Annotated in this window: 22 protein-coding genes; 13 read left to right on the top strand and 9 right to left on the bottom strand. The window is 73.6% G+C overall.

Going from position 1 to position 22307, the window contains the following annotated elements; translation table 11 throughout:
* The first annotated feature begins 276 nt into the window (after window positions 1-276).
* The 9 genes from AB0R04_RS01040 (at window position 277) to AB0R04_RS01000 (ending at window position 8803) form a co-directional block, all read left to right on the top strand.
* Complete coding sequence (locus AB0R04_RS01040; RefSeq protein WP_106981192.1) at window positions 277-354, top strand: putative leader peptide; 78 nt, start codon at window positions 277-279, stop codon at window positions 352-354.
* A 193-nt stretch (window positions 355-547) separates the two neighbouring features.
* Complete coding sequence (locus tag AB0R04_RS01035; RefSeq protein ID WP_363366952.1) at window positions 548-1144, top strand: cysteine dioxygenase family protein; 597 nt, start codon at window positions 548-550, stop codon at window positions 1142-1144.
* The gene (locus AB0R04_RS01030; protein ID WP_363366950.1) at window positions 1138-1524 is read left to right on the top strand and encodes a rhodanese-like domain-containing protein; all 387 of its coding nucleotides are present in this window, start codon (window positions 1138-1140) and stop codon (window positions 1522-1524) included. The genes AB0R04_RS01035 and AB0R04_RS01030 overlap by 7 nt, the downstream gene beginning before the upstream one ends.
* 398 nt (window positions 1525-1922) lie before the next feature.
* On the top strand, window positions 1923-3080 hold the full coding sequence (locus tag AB0R04_RS01025) for an ATP-binding cassette domain-containing protein (protein ID WP_363366948.1): 1158 nt from the start codon (window positions 1923-1925) through the stop codon (window positions 3078-3080).
* The gene (locus AB0R04_RS01020; RefSeq protein ID WP_363366946.1) at window positions 3070-3738 is read left to right on the top strand and encodes an ABC transporter permease; all 669 of its coding nucleotides are present in this window, start codon (window positions 3070-3072) and stop codon (window positions 3736-3738) included. Before AB0R04_RS01025 ends, AB0R04_RS01020 begins: the two co-directional genes overlap by 11 nt.
* Entirely contained in the window at window positions 3735-4412 is a 678-nt protein-coding gene (locus AB0R04_RS01015; RefSeq protein WP_063349905.1) for an ABC transporter permease, read from the top strand. The genes AB0R04_RS01020 and AB0R04_RS01015 overlap by 4 nt, the downstream gene beginning before the upstream one ends.
* Before the next feature lie 39 nt (window positions 4413-4451).
* On the top strand, window positions 4452-5393 hold the full coding sequence (locus AB0R04_RS01010; RefSeq protein WP_363366944.1) for an ABC transporter substrate-binding protein: 942 nt from the start codon (window positions 4452-4454) through the stop codon (window positions 5391-5393).
* Window positions 5394-5525: 132 nt separating this feature from the next.
* Complete coding sequence (locus AB0R04_RS01005; protein WP_363366942.1) at window positions 5526-6131, top strand: hypothetical protein; 606 nt, start codon at window positions 5526-5528, stop codon at window positions 6129-6131.
* 614 nt (window positions 6132-6745) lie between these two features.
* A complete protein-coding gene (locus AB0R04_RS01000) occupies window positions 6746-8803 on the top strand; it encodes a glycosyl hydrolase family 18 protein (RefSeq protein WP_363366940.1) in 2058 nt (685 codons plus the stop codon).
* A gap of 166 nt (window positions 8804-8969) precedes the next feature.
* On the opposite strand, the gene AB0R04_RS00995 is transcribed toward AB0R04_RS01000, so the two are convergent.
* The 6 genes from AB0R04_RS00995 to AB0R04_RS00970 form a co-directional block, all read right to left on the bottom strand.
* Window positions 8970-10262, bottom strand: a complete 1293-nt coding sequence (locus tag AB0R04_RS00995) for a multidrug effflux MFS transporter (RefSeq protein WP_363366938.1) — start codon at window positions 10260-10262, stop codon at window positions 8970-8972.
* A 276-nt stretch (window positions 10263-10538) separates the two neighbouring features.
* Window positions 10539-11021, bottom strand: coding sequence for a hypothetical protein (locus AB0R04_RS00990; protein ID WP_063349900.1), 483 nt, complete (start codon window positions 11019-11021; stop codon window positions 10539-10541).
* 408 nt (window positions 11022-11429) lie between these two features.
* Window positions 11430-12320, bottom strand: a complete 891-nt coding sequence (locus tag AB0R04_RS00985; RefSeq protein ID WP_363366936.1) for an alkaline phosphatase family protein — start codon at window positions 12318-12320, stop codon at window positions 11430-11432.
* Between the two features lie 126 nt (window positions 12321-12446).
* Window positions 12447-13235 carry an ATP-grasp domain-containing protein gene (locus AB0R04_RS00980; protein WP_363366934.1) on the bottom strand — a complete coding sequence of 263 codons (789 nt, stop codon included), beginning with the start codon at window positions 13233-13235 and terminating at the stop codon, window positions 12447-12449.
* A 116-nt stretch (window positions 13236-13351) separates the two neighbouring features.
* Window positions 13352-13732, bottom strand: coding sequence for a hypothetical protein (locus tag AB0R04_RS00975; protein ID WP_063351514.1), 381 nt, complete (start codon window positions 13730-13732; stop codon window positions 13352-13354).
* A 63-nt stretch (window positions 13733-13795) separates the two neighbouring features.
* On the bottom strand, window positions 13796-14974 hold the full coding sequence (locus tag AB0R04_RS00970) for an acyl-CoA dehydrogenase family protein (protein ID WP_063349898.1): 1179 nt from the start codon (window positions 14972-14974) through the stop codon (window positions 13796-13798).
* A gap of 117 nt (window positions 14975-15091) precedes the next feature.
* Here AB0R04_RS00970 and AB0R04_RS00965 point away from each other — a divergent pair, with 117 nt between their 5' ends.
* A complete protein-coding gene (locus AB0R04_RS00965; RefSeq protein ID WP_363366931.1) occupies window positions 15092-15631 on the top strand; it encodes a GNAT family N-acetyltransferase in 540 nt (179 codons plus the stop codon).
* A 26-nt stretch (window positions 15632-15657) separates the two neighbouring features.
* Here AB0R04_RS00965 and AB0R04_RS00960 read toward each other — a convergent pair whose 3' ends face one another.
* On the bottom strand, window positions 15658-15969 hold the full coding sequence (locus AB0R04_RS00960; RefSeq protein WP_208869116.1) for an AzlD domain-containing protein: 312 nt from the start codon (window positions 15967-15969) through the stop codon (window positions 15658-15660).
* Window positions 15966-16778, bottom strand: a complete 813-nt coding sequence (locus tag AB0R04_RS00955) for an AzlC family ABC transporter permease (protein WP_363366929.1) — start codon at window positions 16776-16778, stop codon at window positions 15966-15968. Before AB0R04_RS00955 ends, AB0R04_RS00960 begins: the two co-directional genes overlap by 4 nt.
* Window positions 16779-16944: 166 nt before the next feature.
* Between AB0R04_RS00955 and AB0R04_RS00950 the strand changes: the two genes are divergently transcribed.
* The gene (locus AB0R04_RS00950) at window positions 16945-17526 is read left to right on the top strand and encodes a helix-turn-helix domain-containing protein (protein WP_363367331.1); all 582 of its coding nucleotides are present in this window, start codon (window positions 16945-16947) and stop codon (window positions 17524-17526) included.
* Window positions 17527-17547: 21 nt separating this feature from the next.
* Here AB0R04_RS00950 and AB0R04_RS00945 read toward each other — a convergent pair whose 3' ends face one another.
* The gene (locus AB0R04_RS00945; RefSeq protein ID WP_363366927.1) at window positions 17548-19371 is read right to left on the bottom strand and encodes a cholesterol oxidase substrate-binding domain-containing protein; all 1824 of its coding nucleotides are present in this window, start codon (window positions 19369-19371) and stop codon (window positions 17548-17550) included.
* Between the two features lie 511 nt (window positions 19372-19882).
* Between AB0R04_RS00945 and AB0R04_RS00940 the strand changes: the two genes are divergently transcribed.
* On the top strand, window positions 19883-20641 hold the full coding sequence (locus tag AB0R04_RS00940) for a carbon-nitrogen hydrolase family protein (RefSeq protein WP_363366925.1): 759 nt from the start codon (window positions 19883-19885) through the stop codon (window positions 20639-20641).
* A 157-nt stretch (window positions 20642-20798) separates the two neighbouring features.
* Complete coding sequence (locus AB0R04_RS00935) at window positions 20799-22205, top strand: class II fumarate hydratase (RefSeq protein ID WP_363366923.1); 1407 nt, start codon at window positions 20799-20801, stop codon at window positions 22203-22205.
* Window positions 22206-22307: the final 102 nt, after the last annotated feature.

Here is a 22307-nt window from a genome sequence, read left to right as displayed (position 1 = left end):
GTAGACCGTAGGCCGGGCCTCGGTGGCCTGACAATACGTTGGCGGTAACGCATCTGGGGCGATCTCGTGACGCGGACACGCGGAGGGTCCTGGATGGGATGAAACGATCATTTACCCCGCAAGTGGGGTCCTTACGCATGCGAGTGCCGTTCGGCGGTTCCGGTCCAGAACGGCTCGACGGCCGGTCGGCCGGGGGTGGGGTAGCGCGGCGCAGCCGGCGGCGGCCGGCCCCATCCGGCTTGACTTCGTCCGGTTGGCTCGGGAAGGATCCGGCGCATGGACACCGGCACCACTCTGGTCTGCCGCCTGCACGTCGATCTGCGACGCCAGGCGAGTTCCATCTGTGCCTGTTGACCCTGACTCTCCCCGCCGCCCCCGCCCTGTGACGTCTGCCAGGGCCCGCGCCGCGCACCCGCACCCCGAGTTCTGATTCCCGCCCCGCCCGGCGCACCCGCGCGTGCCGTGCCGCTCCGTCGGCCCGTGCCCCGCCCGCCGCCGGACCAGGGCGCACCCCGCCGACGTTCCCGCTGCACCCGAGGACGCCCCCATGAGCCTGAACCTCGCCCCCGACGAACCCGCTGCCGCCCAAGCCCCGACCCCGACCCCGGCAGCGGCACCAGCACCAGCACTGGCACTGGCCAGAACAGCCAGGGCCACCGCCACCGCCACCGCCACCGAGGAGGCCCGCACGCCGCTCACCCCGAGCGCCCTGCGCGCCGTCGTCCGAGAACTGGCCGAACAGCCCGACCAGTGGATCCACCTCGTCCGGCTCTCCACCGAGGAGCGCTGGTACCAGCGGCTGGTCGCCGACGACGACCACGAGGTGTGGCTGATCAGCTGGCTGCCCGGCCAGTCCACCGGCTTCCACGACCACGGCGGCTCGCGCGGCGCGTTCGCCGTCGCCCTCGGCGAGCTGGAGGAGCTGTCCCTCGGCGGGCCGGAGCAGGGCCTGCTGATCCGCCGGGTCCCGGCCGGCACCGCCCGCGCCTTCGGCCCCGAGTACGTGCACGACGTGCGCAACACCGCGTCCGGCCCGGCCGTGACCCTGCACGCCTACTCGCCCCCGCTGGGCTCGATGGCGCACTACGACCTGCGGGCCGGCGGGCTCGTCCGCACCTCTGAGGAAGGACCGGAGCAATGGTGACCACGATCGACGACCTGGTGGAGCGGGCCCGCGAGGGCGTCCACCGTCCGCGCGCCCGGGAGGCGTACCAGTCGCAGCTGGACGGCGCGCTGCTGGTGGACATCCGTCCGGCGGCGCAGCGGGCGGCGGAGGGGGAGATCCCCGGCTCGCTGATCATCGAGCGCAACGTCCTGGAGTGGCGGCTGGACCCGACGGGCAGTCACCGGATCCCCGAGGCGTCGGGTTACGACGTCGAGGTGATCGTGGTCTGCTCGGAGGGGTACGCCTCCAGCCTGGCGGCCGCCTCGCTGCGCGAGCTGGGGCTGCACCGGGCGACCGATCTGGACGGCGGCTTCGTCGGCTGGGCGGCCTCCGGGCTGCCGACGCGCCGGGACGGCTGAGAGCCTGGAGGACTGGGGCGCTCGGCGGCTGACGGGCTGATCGTCCGGGGCGCGAGCCCTCGACCCGCCGTCAGGGTGTCCGCGTCCCGCCCCTCTGACCTGCCGAAACGTCGGGCGCCCGGTCGGCCCCGGCCGTCCGGCGGCGGGGTCTGGGCCCCGTGCCGGGTGGTAAGTGAGAGACAGGAGATGATGCAGGTCATAGTCTGATCAGAGTTTCCGCCGGTCCGAAGCTGGGCAGCCACGCGGGCGGAAGAACGCCCGGGCGGTCGATCCGACAGACGCCGTCACGGCAGCGGCCGGTACGGCCCACGCCGTCGCCGCTTGTCGACAAACCGCCATCAACCGTACGACCGAAACAGGCGCCGCCTCCCCGGGGCGCCCTGACGAGGAAACTCCCCGTGATCAGATTCGAGGGCGCCGGCAAGCGCCACCCCGACGGCACCATCGCCGTCGAGGGCCTGGACCTGGACGTCCCGACCGGTCGGATAACCGTCCTGGTCGGACCGTCCGGGTGTGGCAAGACCACCCTGCTGCGCATGGTCAACCGGATGGTCGAGCCGACCTCGGGCCGGGTGCTGCTGGACGACACGGACGTCGCCGAACTGGAGCCCGCCAAGCTGCGCCGTGGCATCGGCTACGTGATCCAGCAGGCCGGCCTCTTCCCTCACCGCAAGGTGATCGACAACGTCGCCACCGTGCCCTACCTGCTCGGCTGGGACCGCAAGAAGGCCCGTGCCCGGGCCGCCGAACTGCTCGAACTGGTCGGGCTCGCGCCCGAGACCGGCAAGCGGTACCCGTTCCAGCTGTCCGGCGGCCAGCAGCAGCGGGTGGGCGTGGCCCGCGCCCTCGCGGCCGACCCGCCGGTGCTGCTGATGGACGAGCCGTTCAGCGCCGTCGACCCGGTGGTGCGCGCCGGGCTCCAGGAGGAACTGCTGCGGCTCCAGTCCGAGCTGCACAAGACGGTGCTGTTCGTCACCCACGACATCGAGGAGGCCGTCCGGCTCGGCGACCAGGTGGTGGTCCTGCGCGAACACGGCCGGATCGCCCAGCTCGCCGACCCGCACACCCTGCTCACCACCCCCGCGGACGACGGCGTGGCCGCCTTCCTCGGCCGCGACCGGGGCCTGCGCGGCCTCGCCCTGCGCCCCGCGACCACCGTCGCCGTCCGCCCGGTGGCCGACGGGCTGCGCTACGGCGGCTGGGAGCTGGCGCTGGACGACGAGCGCCGCCCGATCGGCTGGATCGACCGAGACGCCGCCACCGCCGAGCTGCACCCGGTCTCCGGCTACCGGCCGGACACCGACACCCTGCGCACCGCGCTGGACGCCGCCGTCCTCTCCCCCGCCGGGGCCGCCGTGGCCCTGGACGCCGACGGGCGGGCCACCGGCACCGCGAGCCGCGAGGCCGTCCTCGCCGCGCTGTCCACCCCCGTGGCCATCCCGGTGGCGGACGCGGCGGCCGGCTCGGCGGCCCGCGGCGCCGTGGACGCGGCGGGCGGTGCGGCAGCCGGCGCGGCGGCCGGTGACCTCACGGACGGGGCGGCCGGTGGACGGTGAACCGATCGTCCGCTGGTACTGGATCGGCGACCACCTCGGCTACCTCGGCGACCTGCTCGCCGACCACGCCGTGATCGCCCTGCTCCCCGTGCTCATCGGCCTGCTGCTGGCCGTCCCGCTGGGCCTGGCCTGCACCCGCTTCCCCCGGCTGTACCAACCGCTGTCCGCCGTCTTCAACGTCGTCTACGCGCTGCCCTCGCTGGCCGTGTTCGTGGTGCTCATCCCCTACACCGGCCTCGCCACCCAGGCCACGGTGATGATCCCGCTCACCTTCTACGCGCTCGCCGTGCTGCTGCCGACCACCGTGGACGGCCTGCGCGCCGTCCCGGACCCGGTCCGGCAGGCCGCCACCGCGATGGGGTACGGGCCGTGGCACCGGCTGACCTCCGTCGAGCTGCCCGCCGCCGTGCCGTACCTGATCGCCGGGCTGCGGGTCGCGGCGGTGTCCAGCATCTCGCTGGCCAGCGTCGGCGCGCTGATCGGGCGCGGCGGGCTCGGCTACCTGTTCATCGACGGCTTCCAGCGCACCTTCCCGACCCCGATCGTGGCCGGCATCGCGCTGATCGCCGTCCTCGCGCTGGCCGTCGACCTGCTGCTGGTGGGCGCCCGCCGGCTGCTCGCGCCCTGGGCCGTCCGGGAGAAGGGAGCCGGTTCGTGAACTGGCTGAACTGGCTGGGCGACTTCTTCTCCGCCCCCGACCACCGCAGCGGCCCGGACTCGATCGTGCACCGGATCACCGAGCACCTGGTGCTCTCCGGCGAGGCCCTGCTGTTCGCGGCGCTGCTCGCCGTGCCGCTCGGGCTGCTGATCGGCTACACCGGGCGCGGCGTCACGCTCGTGACGGCCTTCGCCGGTGCCACCCGCGCCCTGCCGACGCTCGGCCTGGTGACGCTGGCGGTGCTGCTCGCCGGGGTCGGCGACACGGCCGTGCTGATCCCGCTGGTCGCGCTCGCCGCGCCGCCGCTGCTGGTGGCCGCCGTCGAGGGGGTGCGCGGCACCGACCCGGACGTCCGGGACGCGGCGCGCGGCATCGGGCTGACCCACCCGCAGGTGCTGTGGCAGGTCTGCCTGCCGTCCGGCGCGCCGACCCTGCTGGCGGGCTTTCGCACCGCGACCGTCCAGGTGATCGCGACCGCCACCGTGGCCGCTTACGTCGGACTGGGCGGCCTCGGCCGCTACGTCATCGACGGGCTGGCCACCCGCAAGTACGCCGTCACCGTCGGCGGCGCGCTGCTGGTGGTGCTGCTCGCGGTCGGCGCCCAGCTGTTCTTCGCCCTGCTCGCCCGGTACGCGCTCCCGCCCGGGATGCGCGCCCAGCGCCGGGCCCGCTGAACCTCGTTCCCCATCCTCTCCGGAAGGACATCTGTCACCATGTCGACAAACCACGGAAGCAGGCGCGCCGTCGTCCTCGGCACGCTCGCCGCGCTCGCCCTCGGCGCCACCGCCTGCGGCTCCTCCGGCGGCGGCGACCCGCTCGGCGGCGGCTCCGCGACGGGCTCCCCCGCCGCCTCGGGCGCGGGCGCCGGCTCGACGGTGGTCGTCGGCTCGGCGAACTTCCCGGAGAACGTGCTGCTCGGCTCGATCTACTCGCAGGCCCTCAAGGCCAAGGGCGTCAAGGTCGAGGAGAAGTTCAACATCGGCAGCCGCGAGGTGCTCTACGGGCAGCTCCAGAGCGGCAGCCTGAGCGTCCTGCCCGAGTACAACGGCTCGCTGCTCGCCTACCTGGACGCCAAGTCCACCGCCGCCACCACCGAGGAGGTGAACGCGGCGCTGACCAAGACGCTGCCCGCCGCGCTGGGGATCCTCGACTCCTCCCCCGCCGAGGACAAGGACTCGCTCAGCGTCACCCAGGAGAACGCCGACAAGTACGGCCTCAAGAGCATCGCCGACCTGACCGCCAAGGCGGGCGAGTTCACGATAGGCGGTCCGCCGGAGTTCAAGTCCCGCCGCGAGCAGCAGCTCAAGGACGTCTACGGGCTGAACTTCAAGGAGTGGAAGCCCACCGGCGACGCCACCGCGAACGCGCTCAAGGACGGCACCATCCAGGTCGGCAACGTGTTCACCACCGACCCGAAGATCCCCCAGCTGAAGCTCGTCCCGCTGACCGACCCGAAGAACCTCTTCGGCGCGCAGAACGTCACCCCGCTGGTCAACAAGGCAGGCGTGAACCCCACCGCGACGGCGGCCCTCAACGCGGTGTCGGCCAAGCTCGACACGGCGGGGCTGACGGCGCTGATGAAGCGCGTCGCGATCGACAAGGACGACCCGTCGGCGGTGGCCAAGGACTGGCTGAAGGCCAACGGCCTCGGCTGATGACGCCTCGGCGGGCGCCTTGCGCGCCCTGCGGACGCGGCGGGCCGGCGGCCCGGGAGGTCCCCCTCCCGGGCCGTCCGCCCTCGCGGGAGGATCTTCCCTTTGACGCCGCGGACATGACAGTGTGACGCCATGCGCACTCGTCTCCTCGCCGCCACCCTCACGGCATTCGCCGCGGTGAGCCTCGCTGCCTGCTCCAGCTCCGGACCAGGCCCCCACCCGGCCACCGCCGCGGCCGGCTCCCCCACCACCCCGGCCGCCTCGACCTCCACCCCCGGCACCGCCTCGACGCCGCCGACGCCCGAGTCGCCCTCGGCCTCCGCGCCCGACCCGGCCGCCTCCCCTTCGACACCCGCGGCCCCCTCGGCGCCCGCACCCGACAGCCCCTCGGCCCCCGCCCCTGACGCAGGCTCCCCCGGAGCCCCCGCCCCGGCCAAGCCCACGCCCCCCAGCGACGCCGGCCTGCCCGGCAAGCCGGGCACCGACCTGACCGGCAAACTGGTCGCCGCGCTGAACGCGATCGACCCGGCAATCGTCGGCGGCAAGCCGGACCAGGCCGTGGACCGGGCCCGCAACCAGTGCCAGGCGCTGTCCCAGTTCCCCAAGGACAAGTCGAAGCTGGTCGAACTGGCCAACCAGCGCTTCACCTCGCCCGACCACCCGCAGGGCTTCGGACCGGACACCGCCGCGAAGATCAACGACGCGCTGCGGACCACCCTCTGCCCGCCGCCGGCGTGACCCGGAACGGCCACCCGAACCGCCCGGTGTCCTGAGCGCCGGGCCGCCGTGGCCGCGCTCCCGCCGACGGGCGCGCGGCCACGGCACCTTCATTCCTCGGCGGCGCCACTTTTCGGTGCATCCGCCCTTCGGCAGCGCGGCCACCCCGCACCACCGGCCACCTCCGCCGCACCGCCCACCTCCACAGCCCCGGCCGCACCGCGCACACCCGGCCGATCGGACGGCCCTTCGGCCACGGGGGCGGTGTGTTGACGAACTGTTAGGTCTCTTGACAGACCAGTGGTCTAGTCCAACCATAAGCATGTCGATCCGACCGGGATGCACTGTGGGGGTGTGACCACCGGCGGCTGAGGCACTGCCCTGCCCTGCCCTGTCCCGCACCACCCCCGCTCCGTACGGCGTGCGCACACGCGTACCCGCCACCCGCCTCCGCGCGAGTCGGTGGGCTTCCGCGCGCCCGCACACTCGGACACCCAGCAGTCCCGCACGTCAGCACACCCGCACACCCACACGTCCGCACGTCCGGGCCCGCGCGGCCGACCCCACACGGCCGTCGCGCCCCGATCATGCGCGTATCCCCAACGTCCTGCCCCACCACGTATGTTGGAGAATCCATGCGTCTACGCAGAACCATCCAGGCGGCCCTGACGGCCTGTGCCACGCTGGCCGCGTCGGCCGGCCTGGTCGCCGCCGGGACGGGCTCCGCCCAGGCCGCGACCCCGCTCCCCAGCCGGGTCTTCGCCCCCTACTTCGAGTCCTGGACCGGGCAGAGCCCCGCCGCCCTGGCCGCCCAGTCCGGGGCCAAGCACCTGACGATGGCGTTCCTCCAGGCCGCCACCAAGGGCTCCTGCACCCCGTACTGGAACGGCGACACCTCAAAGCCGGTCTCCTCCTCGACCTTCGGCGCCGACATCGCCACCATCCGGGCCAACGGCGGGGACGTGATCCCCTCCTTCGGCGGCTACACCGCCGACAACACCGGCACCGAACTGGCCGACAGCTGCACCGACGTCAACCAGATCGCGGCAGCCTTCGAGAACCTCGTCACCACCTACGACGTCAGCCGGATCGACCTCGACATCGAGGACAACTCGCTGACCAACACGGCCGGAATCGACCGCCGCAACAAGGCGATCAAGATCGTGCAGGACTGGGCCGCCGCCAACGGGCGCAACGTCCAGTTCTCCTACACGCTGCCGACCACCACCACCGGGCTGGCCTCCAGCGGCCTCGCCGTGCTGAAGAACGCGGTCAGCAACAACGCCCGGATCGACGTCGTCAACATGATGACCTTCGACTACTACGACGGCGCCACCCACGACATGGCGGCCGACACCCAGACCTCCGCGCAGGGCCTCTACAACCAGCTTGCCAAGCTCTACCCGACCAAGACCCCCGCCCAGCTGTGGGGTTCGATCGGGATCACCGAGATGCCCGGCATCGACGACTACGGCGCGGCCGAGACCTTCACCGTGGCCAACGCCACCACCGTCTACAACTGGGCGGTGTCGAAGGGCATCAACACGCTGTCCTTCTGGGCGCTCCAGCGCGACAACGGCGGCTGCCCGGGCAAGGCGGGAGACGACTCCTGCTCCGGCATCAGCCAGAACACCTGGGACTTCACCCACATCTTCGCGCCGTTCACCAGCGGATCGACGGTGACCAACGACTTCTCCGTGGCCGTCAACCCCAACTCCGCGACGGTCACCGCCGGTTCGTCCACGTCCGCGGCCATCGCCACGGCGGTGACGGCGGGTTCGGCGCAGAGCCTCAACCTGTCGGTCAGCGGCGCCCCGGCCGGCGTCACCGCCACCGTCACCCCCGGCAGCGTCACCGCCGGCACCGGCGCCACCCTCAACGTCACCACCACCTCGGCGGTGGCGCCCGGGAGTTACCAGCTGACGGTCACCGGCAGCGCGGCCTCCGGCAGTCACACCGGCGTTTTCACCCTGAACGTCACGGGCACCCAGCCCGGCAACGACTTCTCGGTCGCAGTGAACCCGAACTCCGGTACTGTGGCCGCCGGTTCGTCCACGTCTGCGGCCATCGCCACGGCGGTGACGGCGGGTTCGGCACAGAGCCTCAACCTGTCGGTCGGCGGCGCCCCGGCCGGCGTCACCGCCACCGTCACCCCCGGCAGCGTCACCGCCGGCACCGGCGCCACCCTCAACGTCACCACCACCTCGGCCGCCACGGCGGGCAGCTACCCGCTCACCGTGACCGCCACCGGGCCGTCCGGCACCCACACCGCCACGTACGCGCTGACCGTCACCGGGACGACCCCGCCGCCCACCGGCCTGGTCAACGGCGGCCTGGAGACCGGCAGCCTCGCCCCGTGGACCTGCCAGAGCGGCGGCGCCGTGGTCTCCACCCCGGTCCACTCCGGGTCCTACGCGCTCCAGGCGGCGGCGACCGCCGGCCAGACCGGCGAGTGCTCGCAGACCGTCACGCTGAAGGCCAACACCAGCTACACGCTGAGTGGTTGGGTGCAGGGCAACTACGCGTACCTCGGCGTCAGCGGTGACGCCACCGCCAGCTCCTGGACCAACGCCTCCGGCTGGACCAAGCTGACCGTCCCCTTCACCACCGGCGCCTCCGGCACCGTCACCGTGTACCTGCACGGCTGGTACGGCCAGGGCAACGTCTTCGGCGACGACTTCTCGATCGCCTGAACTGCGCTTGACGGCTGATGGCTAATGGCTGACGGCGACGGCTGACGGTCAACAGGGAACGGATAACAGATAACAGCTGACAGATTTCATTATCTGTCAGCTGTTATCTGTTTGTTGTTCGTTGTCCGCTGTTCGCTGTTCGTCGCCGGCTGGCAGCCGTCCGCCGTCAGCTCCCCGCCACCACCTCCGCCTCCGCCGCCTTCGTCCGCCCGGGCCGGCACAGCGTCACGTACGCCGCCATCGCCAGCACTCCGCTCGCCAGGACGACCACCGCCAGCAGCACCGCCGACGGTCGGCCACCGAGACTGCTCAGCGGTGCGACCACCGCCCCGCACAGGAAGTTGCCCGTGCCGAGCAGCGCCGACGCCGTCCCGGCCGCCCGCGGCTCGACCAGGCTGAGCGCCTGCGCGGCCGTGTTCGGAAGGACCACACCCATGCTGCCCATCATCACGAACAACGGCGGGCAGAACCCGACCAGCCCGAAGTCCCAGACCGCCGTCAGCAACACCAGCGCCACCCCGGCGACCACCGCCGTCGCCAGCCCGGCCAGCATCAGCCCCCGCGGAGCGAAGCGGCGCGCGAGTACCCGTCCGTTCAACTGCGTCATGACGACGATGGCCAGCGAGTTCGCCCCGAAGAGCAGGCTGTAGGTCTGCGGCGAGACCTGGTACACGTGCTGAAGCACCGTGGACGACCCGCTGATGTAGCCGAACAGCGCGCCGAAGGCGAAGGCGCTGGTCAGCGCCAGCCCGAGGAACGGCAGGTTGCGCAGCAACCGCCCCATCGTGCGCAGCGCCGCGCCCACCCCGCCGGTGCCCCGGGCCTGCGTCGGCAGCGTCTCGCGCAGCGCCCCGAAGGCGGCCAGGGTCAGGAGCAGCCCGAGCGCGGTCAGCGCGCCGAAGGTGCCGCGCCACGAGGTGAACCGCATCAGTTGCGCGCCGACGATCGGGGCGAGGATCGGCGCCAGCCCGGATATCAGCGCGATGGAGGCCAGGAACCGCAGCATCGCGACGCCCTGGAAGCGGTCCCGGGCGACGGCCCGGCCGATGACCAGCCCCGCGGATCCGGCCGCGCCCTGGATGAAGCGGGCGATGATCAGCACCGTCAGGCTCGGCGCGATCACGCACACCACGCTGGCCAGGGTGTAGAGGACGAGCCCCGCGAGCAGCGGCGGGCGGCGGCCGTAGCGGTCGCTGAGCGGTCCGAAGAGCAACTGCCCGGCCGCGACCCCGAACATGGAGAAGGTGAGGGTGAGCTGGACGGCGGCCGGTTCGGCGACCAGGTCGTCGGCGATCTCGGGCAGCCCGGGCAGGTAGAGGTCGGTGGTGAGCGGGCCGAGCGCCACGAGGCCGCCCAGGACGGCGATGGTGGCCCGGCCGGGGCGGGACTGGCCGGTGGTGGGGGCGGCGGAGGGAGCGGTCGACGTGTCGCCGGCAGGGCCGACGGTCGGGCCGGGCATGGGGCTCCTCACGGAACGGGGGACGGGACGGGGGCGGGACGGGTTTGTCCACGCCCCGTCCTATCGCAGCCCAGGCCGTTTCCGACAGCGGGGGTCCTCCCTCTGGTCCACCGTCGGCCACCCCGGCGGCACCCGCGCACGACGACGGCCCGCCCGCACCTGTCGGTGCCCGGCGGGCCGATCGGAGCCTGGCGGCGTACTCGGAGCCTCACGGCGTGCACAGTGCACGGCACCCGGCTCAGTGCACGGTGCTCGGCTCAGTGCACGACACCCGGCTCAGTGCTTGGTGGGCCGCTCCGAGCGCAGGGCCGCCTGCACCGCCGCGCCGTCCTGCCACGCGTAGAGCTGGTTGCCGGTGAGCGTCACGTTGTAGTGCCCGCAGGTGCCACTGGCCTTGGCCGCGACGCCCTCGGGGAACCAGCCGGCCTTGAGCGACAGCGGCACCGAGTGCGCGGACTTGCCGGGCAGGCCGGTGCTGCAGCCGACGGGCAGCCGTCCTTCCGGAAGGGTGGCACGCAGCAGGCGGTCGTCGCCGGTGGTGGACATCAGGTACTTCACCGAGGAGGCGTTGTCGGGCAGCCAGGTCGGCATCGAACGGCGCTCGGCCTTGGCCTGGCTGCCGGTGTCGTAGGTGGCCTGCTCCTGGTGGCGTCCGTCGTACCAATCGGACACCCTCGGGCCGATTGCCACGGCGGCCACGGCGACGGCCATGCCGGTGCCCGCGACTCCCAGTGCGACCTTGCTCACGATGCCCTTCATGCCCGCCTGTCCTCTCCGTCTCCGGTTCCGGTCCGATCGGCGAGGTCTGCCGTCCGGGTGTATCCATCGTGGCCCGTGCCGCGCCTCCGGAGCGTCACCACGAGGTCGCGATCTTGTCTCCATCCCACGGGGTACCGTCTCCACCTTCAGAGGTATGTCCAGCGACCCGGTCTCGGGGTTACACGGTGGGGCGCCCAGGCTGGCACACCGTCTTCAAGTGCCGCCCGGGCTTCGATCGAGCGTCACTCAAGCCGGTCTCCGGCGCAGCCCGGCCTGCTGCACCCGGATGCATCAGCGTGCCCCTGATGCGCCGTCGGGCCCCGTGCCGGCAACGGTGCCGGCCGCTGGTCGGAGCACTGGTCAGAGCACTGGTCAGAGCACCGGCCGGACCGCCGATCAGAGCACCGGTCAGATCGGTACCGACACCGCCTCCGGCACCGGCCGGGCGACCGGGAAGGGCCGGCCGTCGAGGGTCCAGTGCGGGTCGATGGGGCGCAGCAGCGAGGCGTACACCTGGGCGGCAACGTCCGGGTGGCGGATCTCCCCGGTGGGCGGGCCGGCCGGGATGCCGTGCCCGGCGCAGGCGACCCAGGCCGTGCGCTCCTCGACGGTGCGGCCGCCGTGGCCGCCGGCGTCGACGTGGCCGTGGTCGGTGACGACGATGACGGTCCACTGCTCGTCGGCGTGGTCGGCGCGGCCGCGGACGGCGTCGAGCAGTCGGCCGAGGCGTTCGTCGGCGGTGCGCATGGCCGCCCGGTACTCGTCGCCGCAGCCGAGGAAGTGGGCGGTCTCGTCGACGGCGCCGAGGTAGACGAAGGAGGCCTCCGGGTCGGCGGTGCCCAGGACGTGGACGGCCTCGCGGGTGACCTCCTCGTCGACGGCCTCCCAGGCTTCGGGGGTGTCCTCGGCCGGGGCGATGTACGAGAGCCGGCCGGGGGCGCGGAACAGCGGGCCGCCGGACTCGTTGATCATCAGCGGGTCCCAGCCGGCCGCGACGAAGGTGCGGCGGCGGTCGCCGCGGGCGAGCCGGGTGGCGAAGTCGGGGAACACGTCGAGCCGGTTGCCGCCGAGGTGGTTGCCCCAGACACCGTGCTTGGCGGGCTCGACGCCGGTGACGATGGTGGCCCAGCACGGCCCGGACATGGTGGGCGTGGTGTCCGCCACGGTCACCGGCACCAGGAACCCGGCCTCGGCGAGTTCCTGGAGCCGCGGCATCGGCACGTGCTCCAGGTAGTCGTGGCGGACGCCGTCGATCCCGACGACGAGCACCCGGGGGCGGGGCCACTGGGCAGCGGACATGGCGGGGTTCCTTTCGGTCGTACACATCCGGCCGCGCCCGCCGAGGGCGCCGCCGACCGCGCCATGCTCCACCTCCCGCCGTACCGCCCGGCGTCCACCCGCCGAACGCGGGGTGTCCGCCGGGTGTCAGGCGGCCGTACGGACGAACCGGCGGTCGGCCTGGGCGAGTTGGGAGACCGGTCCGGCGGCGCGCAGTACGACGTCCAGGACGCGGTCCGGGTCGGCGGCGTAGCAGTGCGCGAACCACGGCAGGTTCGCCTCGACGACGGCCCAGTGCTCGGCCGGGTCGTACGGGTCCGCGATCGGGCCGACGTCCAGGGCGACGGCGCTGGGCAGGGTGTCGCCGACTGCCGCGAGCAGGCGCCGGGCGAAGGCGCCGGCCTCGGCGGTCAGCGGTGCCGGGTCGAGCCGGCCGAAGCGGGCGTAGCGGCTGCCGGTGAGCACCTCGCCGTCGCGGACGAACAGCCGGTACTCGGCGGCGAAGGTCACCGGCTCGCTGACCAGGACGGGCGTGTCGGGGCCGATCCGGTCGCCGGTGCGCGGCAGGCGGGTGCCGTCCGGGTAGACCGCGGGCGGGAGCGACTTGTCTGCGGGTGGCTTGACGAACGCCGGGCGGCGCAGCGTCCACGCCTCGGCGAGGGTGGTGAGCTCGATCCGGCGCCGGGTGAACTCCTCGGGCAGGCGGGTGAGCCAGTCGTCGTCGGGTTCGAGCAGGGCGAGGCCGAGCGGTCCGGCGATCCGGGCCGCGGAGAGCGGGCCGCCGTACCAGTGGACGGGCCGCCCCGCGAGCCGCTCGACCGTGGCCGGGCCGTCCAGGACGGCGGTGTCGAGGCCGCGCCGGGCGGCGGCCTGGGTGAGCAGCGCGGTGGTGCTGGTCCGCTGGGCGGAGCTGAGCAGCACGTGGTCCGTGCGCACCTCGCGCGCCGTCGCTGCCGGGTGGGGCACGGTTGCGGGCGCCCCACCCGGACCTTCCTCACCCGGGCGCGCACCAACCGGGCCCGGCGCGGCGGCGCGCGTCACGGCTGGGCGCGTCACGGCTGGGGGCGGAACTCGTGGACGACCTCGATGCGGCCGACGATGTTCCGGTTGAGCTCCGGCAACTCCTCGGCCGGGATCCAGAGTTCGAGGATCGTACGACCGCCCGCCTGCCGCACCGGATAGCGGGCGAGGAAGGCGGTGTCGACCTCGAAGCGGGTGACGTAGCCGACGCCGGAGGCGGGGACGTTCCAGTCGCGGGCGATGCGGATCGCGTAGTCCTCGTTGAGGACGGGGTAGAAGATCGGCTGCTCGGGCAGCCGGGGCGGCCAGGCGCGCCGGCCGGACGCCTCGACCAGGGCCAGTTCCTCGGGGCCGGTGGGGCGCCAGAGGGTGGTGGTCGGGGCGGTGCCGGGCGTGGTGGGCTTGCTGTTCACGGTGGGCACGGTAGCCGGGCCGCGACGGTCCCGGCCACCGGAATTCCCGAGGTGGACGGCCCGTCAGTGGTAGGCGGACTCGCCGGTGATGGCCTCGCCCAGGATCAGGGTGTGGATCTCGCTGGTGCCCTCGTAGGTGAGCACCGACTCCAGGTTGTTGGCGTGCCGCAGCACCGGGTACTCGGTGGTGATGCCGTTGGCCCCGAGGACGGTCCGGGCGCTGCGGGCGATCTCCAGCGCCGTGCGGACGTTGTTGAGCTTGCCGAAGCTGATGTGCGGCGGGCGGGCCGCGCCCTCCTCCTTGAGCCGGCCGATCCGCAGGGCGACCAGGTAGGCCTTCTCCACCTCCAGCATCATCTCGACGAGCTTGTGCTGGGTGAGCTGGAATCCGGCGATCGGGCGGTCGAACTGGATCCGGCTCTTCGCGTAGTCGAGGGCGGCGGTGTAGCAGTCGCGGGCGGCGCCGACGGTGCCCCAGAGGATGCCGTAGCGGGCCTCGTTGAGGGAGGAGAGCGGTCCGCGCAGGCCGGTGACGCCCGGCAGGACGGCGTCGGCGGGCAGCACCACCTCGTCGAAGGCGAGTTCGCTCGTGACGGAGGCGCGCAGGGAGAGCTTGCCGTGCACGTCGGTGGCGGTCAGGCCGCGCGCTCCGCGCTCGACCAGGAAGCCGCGCACACCCTCCTCGGTCTGCGCCCAGACGACGGCGACGTCGGCGATGCTGCCGTTGGTGATCCACATCTTGCTGCCGGAGAGCACCCAGTCGCCGCCCTTGCGCACCGCGCGGGTCCGCATGTTCGCCGGGTCGGAACCGAAGTCCGGCTCGGTGAGGGCGAAGCAGCCGATCAGCTCACCCGCGGCCATGCCGGGCAGCCAGCGCTGCTTCTGCTCCTCGGAACCGAAGGCGTGGATCGAACGCATCGCGAGCGAGCCCTGCACCGAGACGAAGCTGCGCAGCCCGGAGTCGGCCGCCTCCAGCTCCATGCAGGCGACCCCGTACGCCACCGCGCCGGCGCCCGCGCAGCCGTAGCCGTCGAGGTGCATGCCGAGCACGCCGAGGGCGCCGAGTTCGGGGGCGAGTTCGCGGGCCGGGAAGACGCCGCGTTCGAACCAGTCGCCGATGTGCGGGCGGATCCGCTCCTCGGTGAACCTCCGGACGGTGTCGCGGATCAGCCGCTCCTCGTCGGAGAGCAGGTCGCCGACGGCGAGCAGGTCGGACGGGTCGATCCGGGTCGGCTTCGTCATCGAAGCTCCTTGTAGTGTCGGCGGGATATCGACGGGATCCCGGTCTCGGCGCAGTACCGGCGAGTATGGCGCAACCGCCCGGGCGGCGGGCGGGCGCGAGCGAGTGAGGAAGACGACATGGCGGGCGAGGCGTACGCGGTCGGTCAGGTGGCGGCGGAGGAGCTGGACGGCGCGGCGGAGGAACTGGCCGGGCTGCTGGTGGACACCGTCCACGGTGGCGGGTCGATCGGCTTCCTCGCGCCGCTGGGGCGGTCCGAGGCCGTCGCGTGGTGGCGGGCGCTGGCCCCGGAGGTCGCGGCGGAGCGGCTGCTGCTGTGGACGGTCCGGGCGCAGGCCGACGGGCGGCTCGCCGGGACGATCCAGCTGCGCCGGGCGGTGCCCGCGAACGGGCGGCACCGGGGCGAGGTCGCCAAGTTGATGGTGCATCCGGCGGACCGGGGGCAGCGGCTGGCCGGGCGACTGCTGGCGGTGCTGGAGGAGCGGGCGGCCGAACTGGGGCTGCGGCTGCTGGTGCTGGACACCGAGACGGGCAGCCCGGCCGAGCGGCTGTACGAGGCGGCCGGGTGGACCCGGGTCGGTTCGGTGCCGGACTACGCGACCGACCCCGCGGGGGTCGCGCACCCGACGACGATCTTCTTCAAGGCGCTGGGCGGCTGACGGGCGCGCCGCTCACCCCACCCCGCTCACCCCACCCCGCACAGCCGCAGCAGCGCCGTCGTCGCCGCACCCGCGACCACCACCGCCGGAAACGGCGCCCGCCGCAGCGCGAGCACACCGGCGACCAGGACGCCGGCCGGGCGAGCCCAACCGGCGAAGCCCTGGCCCTGGGTGAGGGCACCGGTGGCGACCAGGGCGACCAGCAGGACGGCCGCGGCGACGGCGAGCAGGTGCCGCACGCGCTCCGAGAGGGCGAGCCGGTGGCCGAGGAGCGGCCCGGCGAGGCGGAAGGCGTACGTCCCGACGGCCAGCAGCAGCACGGCGTACAACGGCATCATCGGGCTTCCTCCCGCTCGATCACCGGGACGCCCGGCTCCTCGACCGACGCCCCCTTCCGCGACGTCCGTGACGCCCGCGAGTTCTGCGGCTCCCGCACCTCGCGCCCCTCTCGCACCTCACACACCTCACGCCCCTCGCGCGTTCCGGGCCGCCCGGCGAACAACAGCCCGACGAGGGCGAGCAGGACGGGCAGCCCCGCCGGGACGAACGGCGTGGCCGCGACCGCGACGACGGCGCCGGCCACGGCGGCGGTACGGACCCGGCGGTCCGCGAGCGAGGGCAGCACGAGCGCGAGCAGCACGGCGGGGAAGGCCGCGTCGAGGCCCAGCGCGTCCGTGTCCCCGATCAGCCCTCCGGCCAGGGCCCCGAGCACCACCGAGACGTTCCACACCACGAACAGCGCCAGCCCGCAGAGCCAGAACGCGGCCCGTCGCCGTCGCCCGTCGTCCTGCCGCAGGACGAACGCGGCGGTCTCGTCGGTGATCAGCTGCGCGCCGAACAGCCGCCGCCACCACGGACCGTCGAGCACGTCGGCCACGGCGAAGCCGAAGGGCAGCAGCCGGGCGTTGAGCACCAGTCCGGTGGCGACGGCGGCGAGCGCACCGCCACCGGACAGCACCACGCCGACCGCCGCGAACTGGGAGCCGCCCGCGAAGACCAGGACGGAGAGCGCGACCGGCACCCACAGGGGCAGGCCGCCGGAGGCGCTGATCGCGCCGAAGGAGGCGCCGACGAGTGCGTCGGCGAGGCAGACGAGAGCGATGTCCCGAAGGGTGGCACGCTCCAGTGTTCGGAGTAGCGAACGCATGTCCACCAGCGTGAACCCATCGCCCGCCGTTCGTCAAGGCGAACGATTGGACCGACAGGGCGAACGACGGGCAGGTGCGGACAGTCGCCCTCACGAGTGGCAGCATGAACGGCACCAGCCGCACGGGGGCCGGAGAAGGAACCAGGAGAGAGCGTGAGTGGCAAGCATGAGTGACCGGACCACCCCGAGCGCGGGTTCCGGCGCGGATCTGATCGGCCTGATCTCCGTCTCCATCCGGCGCGAGCGCGAACGCGGCGGGCTGTCGATGGCGGAGCTGGCCCGGCGCGCGGGCATCGCCAAGTCGACGCTCTCCCAGCTGGAGTCGGGCGCGGGCAACCCGAGCGTGGAGACGCTCTGGGCCCTCGCCGTCGCACTGAACGTGCCGTTCAGCCGCCTGGTCGACCCTCCGCGCCCGGCGGTCAAGGTGATCCGGGCCGGCGAGGGCCCGGTGACCCACTCCGAGCGCGCCGACTACGCGGCGACCGTGCTGTCCTCCTGTCCGCCGAACGCCCGGCGCGACATCTACCGGATCGAGGCGCAGCCGGGCGAGACCCGGGCCTCCGACCCGCACATGCCCGGCACCGTCGAGCACGTGCTGGTCGGCTCGGGCCGGGCGCTGGCCGGGCCGACGGAGGCCCCGGTCGAGCTGGGCCCGGGCGACTACGTGAGCTACCCGGGCGACGCCCCGCACGTCTTCCGCGCACTGGCTCCGGACACCCTCGCGGTGATCGTCATGGAGCACATCTGACTGTCCATCAGATGTGCTCTACTACTTCAACAACCCGTCCAGGAAGGGGTTTCCGAACACCCGGTGCGGGTCGTGCCGGTCCAGGACGGCGACCGCCTCGTCCCAGCCCGGCCCGCCGCCGTCGCGCAGGCTCGCGGGGATGACCCGGCCGAGCAGGTCCGGGTCGGACCAGGCCGCGTCGGCGGTGTACGCCCAGCCCTTGGACCACTCGACCCGCAGGCCCGCCCGGGTGCCGTCGAAGGTGCGCAGCAGCCACTGCTCCAGGTCGCGGGCGAAGCGTTCCAGCCCTGGGGTGCCGGGGAAGGCCAGGACGTCGAGCCAGATCGCGGTGTCCCACTCCGGGCGGTCCGCCCGAGGACGCAGCGCGGACAGCAGCGGCGGCCGCGCGCCGGGGACGCCGGAGGAGGTCGGGTCGTCCACGCCGGTGACCCGGATCTCCACCGCGCCGTTCACCGGGAACTCCCCCCGGGCCTGGTAGTCGGCCAGCAACTTCCGGTAGTAGGCGGCGAATTCGCTGACCACCCACTGGAGGTCGGAACGCTTGGCGAGGACCGCGTAACCGTTGGCGGTCACCCGCAGGGTGGTGGGCCGGACGTACTGCAGCAGGCTGCGCGACGGGCCCCAGAGGTCGGAGCGCAGGCCACCGGCGAGCAGGTGGGTGATCAGGTCGCCGCTGAGCAGGTCGCGCAGCAGTCCGCCGGAGAGGAGGACGTCCGTGAGGTCGCCGGTGAGCGCCACCTTGGCGATCAGGTACTGGAGTTGGCCGAACAGCGGGGCCGATCCCCAGGCGCCGGCGAGGATCTGGCCGGCGAGCCGGGCGACCGGTTCCGGAATGCTGTCCGAGAAGGGGTAGTTGTAGGGCTGGTCGACGGGCAGGGAGCCCAGCGGCTTGGCCGGGGCGACGCTCCAGGTCTTCAGCCAGGGGTACTCGGTGTAGGCGAACCAGATCGCCTCGACCCGGCCGTCGCGCTCGACGAAGTCGGCGAGGGTGCGCGGGCCGCCACTGCCGAGCAGGCCACCCAGGAGCCCGCCGCCCAGGATCCCACCGCCGCCTCCGGTGCCGGGGCGGGCGAACAGTTCACTGGCCGGGATGTCGAGACGGCTGACGCAGCGCAGCGGCCGGTCCGCGCCGGCCCGCAGCACGACCTCGGTGAGGAAGGCGCGGCCCAGGTGCACCAGGAAGGCGGCGCTGTCGGCCTCCGCGCGCTCGAAGGTGCGCAGCGTGTAGCGGCCGGTGGCCGGGTCGAGGACGACGGCGGTGAGCCGGACGACCTGGTTGCTGACCGAGCCGTAGCCGTGCCCCTCCGGCCGGAGTTCGTGGGCGGCGGGTACGGCGGTGCCGTGGCCGCCGATGGCGAGCACCCCGCCGACGGTGAGTTCGCCGGGTGCCGGGCACGCGGTCAGGCCGAGGCCCCGGCCGGCCAGGTGGGCGAGCAGGTCCTCCATGGTGGCGCCGGTCTGGACCCGGACGGTGGTCGGCGAGTCGGCGGTCATCGCGGTGAGGTGGCGGCTGGTGTCCACGAGCAGGACGCGGGCGCTGTCCAGGGTCCCGTTGGCGACGGTGAGCGGCGCCCAGGTGTGCCGGTAGCCGGTGGCGCGCAGGCGCCAGCCGTTGGCGTGCGCCCAGTCGGCGAGCGCCGGCACCTCCTCGGGCGTGCGGGGCGCGCAGGTCCACAGCTGGTCGGTGCGGATCTCGCCGGACCAGTTCTGGAAGACCCGCTGGTACAACTCGGTGCCGGCGGGCAGGCCGGGCGGCACCGGGGTGGCCGCCTCGGCGCTGTCCGGGCCGATGGTGCCGCGCAGCAGCCAGGCCGCGCCGCCCAGGGCGGCCGAGGCGCCGAGCATCTGCCGCCTGGTGAGGCCGCCGCCCCTGGCGTTTCCACGGCCCTTCCCGCGTCCGTTCCCCGCGTCCGCGTCCGCGTCCGGGGCCGTCCTCGGCTCCGTCCCCGGGTCCGTCCCCCTGCGGTCTTCCGTGCCCCCGGTCATGCCCCGCCCTGTCGTCGTCATGAGTCCGCCCCCACTAGCCGGTCACCCGCGCCGAGCGGCGGTGATGCCGCGCAGCGATGATGCCGAGCAGCAGCAGTGATGCCGAGCAGCGGCGATCCGGGTGGGGCCGGTGTGAATCCGGCCCGGGCAGGAGCGTACGAAGTGGCGTACGGCAGTTTGAAGCACTCCACGCAGCTATTCATCCATTCGGGTGATCATGTTCCGGGCCGCGGCCGCTCCGGGCGCAGCGCGGAGCGGTGCGTGCGTCCGCCCCGGGCGGCTCCGTCCCGGCTGCCACGCGAAACTCTTGTCCACCGCCCGGACCTGCGCATACGTTGATCTTTTCCACCTCGTGCCCGGAGGCACCGCCATGCCCGCGCCCCTGATCGCCGCCACCGCCGCCCCCACTGCCACCGTCACCGTGGCCGTCGCCCAGCCCGCCTGCGCCGACGCCGGCCGTCCGGACACCGTGGCCGTGAACGTCGAACGGCACGCGCAGGCCGTACGGGAGGCCGCCGCGCGCCTGGTGGTGTTCCCCGAGCTGTCCCTGACCGGTTACGACCTGGCCGCACCCGCGCTCGGCCCGGCCGATCCGCGCCTCGCCGCGCTGGTCGCCGCCTGCGCCGCGACCGGTACGACCGCCCTGGTCGGCGCGCCGGTCACCGAGCCCGACGGGGGCGAGTCCATCGCCACCCTGGCCGTCACCGGTGAAGGCGCCGTCGTCGTGTGCCGGAAGACGCGGCTGCACGGCGCCGAGCACGACCGGTTCACCCCCGGCCACGGGCCCGCCGTCCTGGAACTGGACGGCCTGCGGTTCGGCCTCGCGATCTGCGCCGACGCCGCCGATCCCGCGCACGCCGAGGAGACCGCCGCGCTCGGCATCGACGCCTATGTCGCCTCCACCCTGTACGGCGCGGGGCCCGCGCAGGCCGCCCGCCGGGACGGGCACCTCCGCGACCGCGCCGCCACCCACGGGGTGTGGGCCGTGCTGGCCACTTCCGCCGGGGCGAGCGGCGAGCAGCCGCAGACCTCGGGCGGCTCCGGCTTCTGGGCGCCGGGCGGCGCCCTGGTCGCCCAGGCCGGCACCGCGCCGGGCGAACTGGTCCGCGCCGAACTGGTCCGGCGGTAACGACGGGCGCGGCCGAGCTGTCCCGGCGGTAACGACCGGACGCGACGGTAACGACCGGATGCGGCCGGGCGGAAATACCCGGGGCCCGCGCGCGGCTGTGGTGATCGGAGACCGCTCGGGGCCGGACCGCCGGCCCGTTCAGGAGGTGCAGCGCGTGATGGGTGACGAGCAGGAGAACCAGCGGGAGTACCGCGTCGAGCACGACTCGATGGGCGAGGTCCGGGTGCCGGCCGCCGCGAAGTGGCAGGCGCAGACGCAGCGGGCGGTGGAGAACTTCCCGGTGTCCGGCCAGCGGCTGGAGCGCGCGCACATCGCCGCGTTGGCCGGGATCAAGGCCGCCGCGGCCCGGGTGAACGCCCGTCTCGGCGTCCTGGACGAGGACACGGCGGCGGCGATCGCGGCGGCGGCCGAGGAGGTCGCCGAGGGGCGGTGGGACGACGAGTTCCCGGTGGACGTGTTCCAGACCGGTTCGGGCACCTCGTCCAACATGAACGCCAACGAGGTGATCGCCACCCTGGCCGCCGAGCGGCTGGGCCGCCCGGTCCACCCGAACGACCACGTGAATGCCAGCCAGTCGTCCAACGACGTCTTCCCGTCCTCGATCCACATCGCCGCCACCGCCGCCGTCACGCACGACCTGATCCCGGCGCTGGAGCACCTGGCGGAGGCGCTGGAACGCAAGGCCGCCGAGTTCGCGCAGGTGGTCAAGTCTGGCCGGACGCACCTGATGGACGCCACGCCGGTCACCCTCGGCCAGGAGTTCGGCGGCTACGCCGCTCAGGTGCGGCACGGGCGGGAGCGGCTGCTGGCGACGCTCCCCCGGGTCGCCGAACTGCCCCTCGGCGGCACGGCGGTGGGCACCGGGATCAACACCCCGCCGGGCTTCCCGGCGGCGGTGATCGAGGAGGTCGCCCGCGCCACCGGCCTGCCGCTGACCGAGGCGCGGGACCACTTCGAGGCTCAGGGCGCCCGCGACGCCCTGGTCGAGCTGAGCGGGCAACTGCGCACGGTGGCCGTCGGCTTCACGAAGATCGCGAACGACCTGCGGTGGATGGGCTCGGGCCCGCGCACCGGCCTCGGCGAGATCAACCTGCCGGACCTGCAACCCGGTTCGTCGATCATGCCGGGCAAGGTGAACCCGGTGCTCCCCGAGGTGGTGCTGATGGTCGCCGCCCAGGTGGTCGGCAACGACGCGACGGTCACCCTGGCCGGCGCGAGCGGCAACTTCGAGCTGAACGTGATGCTCCCGGTGCTCGCCCGCAACGTGCTGGAGTCGGTGCGGCTGCTCGCCAACAGCGCCCGGCTGCTGGCGGACCGGACGGTGGACGGCATCACCGCCAACGTCGAACGGGCCCGGGAGTACGCGGAGTCCTCCCCCTCGGTGGTCACCCCGCTGAACCGCTACCTCGGGTACGAGGAGGCGGCGAAGGTCGCCAAGCAGGCGCTGGCCGAGCGGAAGACGATCCGCCAGGTCGTGCTGGAGCACGGCTACGTGGAACAGGGCAAGCTCACCCGGGAACAGCTCGACGAGGCCCTGGACGTCCTGCGGATGACCCGCCCGTGACGGCCACCCACCCGCCCGTGACGGCCAACGACCCACCCGTGACGGCCGCGGCTCCCTGACGACGTGCGCCGGGGCGCGGAGGGCGGTTCGGCCCTCCACGCC

Origin of the sequence: Kitasatospora sp. NPDC056731, from assembly GCF_040687675.1 — a bacterium.
Taxonomy (GTDB): domain Bacteria; phylum Actinomycetota; class Actinomycetes; order Streptomycetales; family Streptomycetaceae; genus Kitasatospora.
The sequence above is the reverse complement of the archived record's forward strand: the minus strand, read 5'-3'. Positions and strand labels throughout refer to the sequence as shown.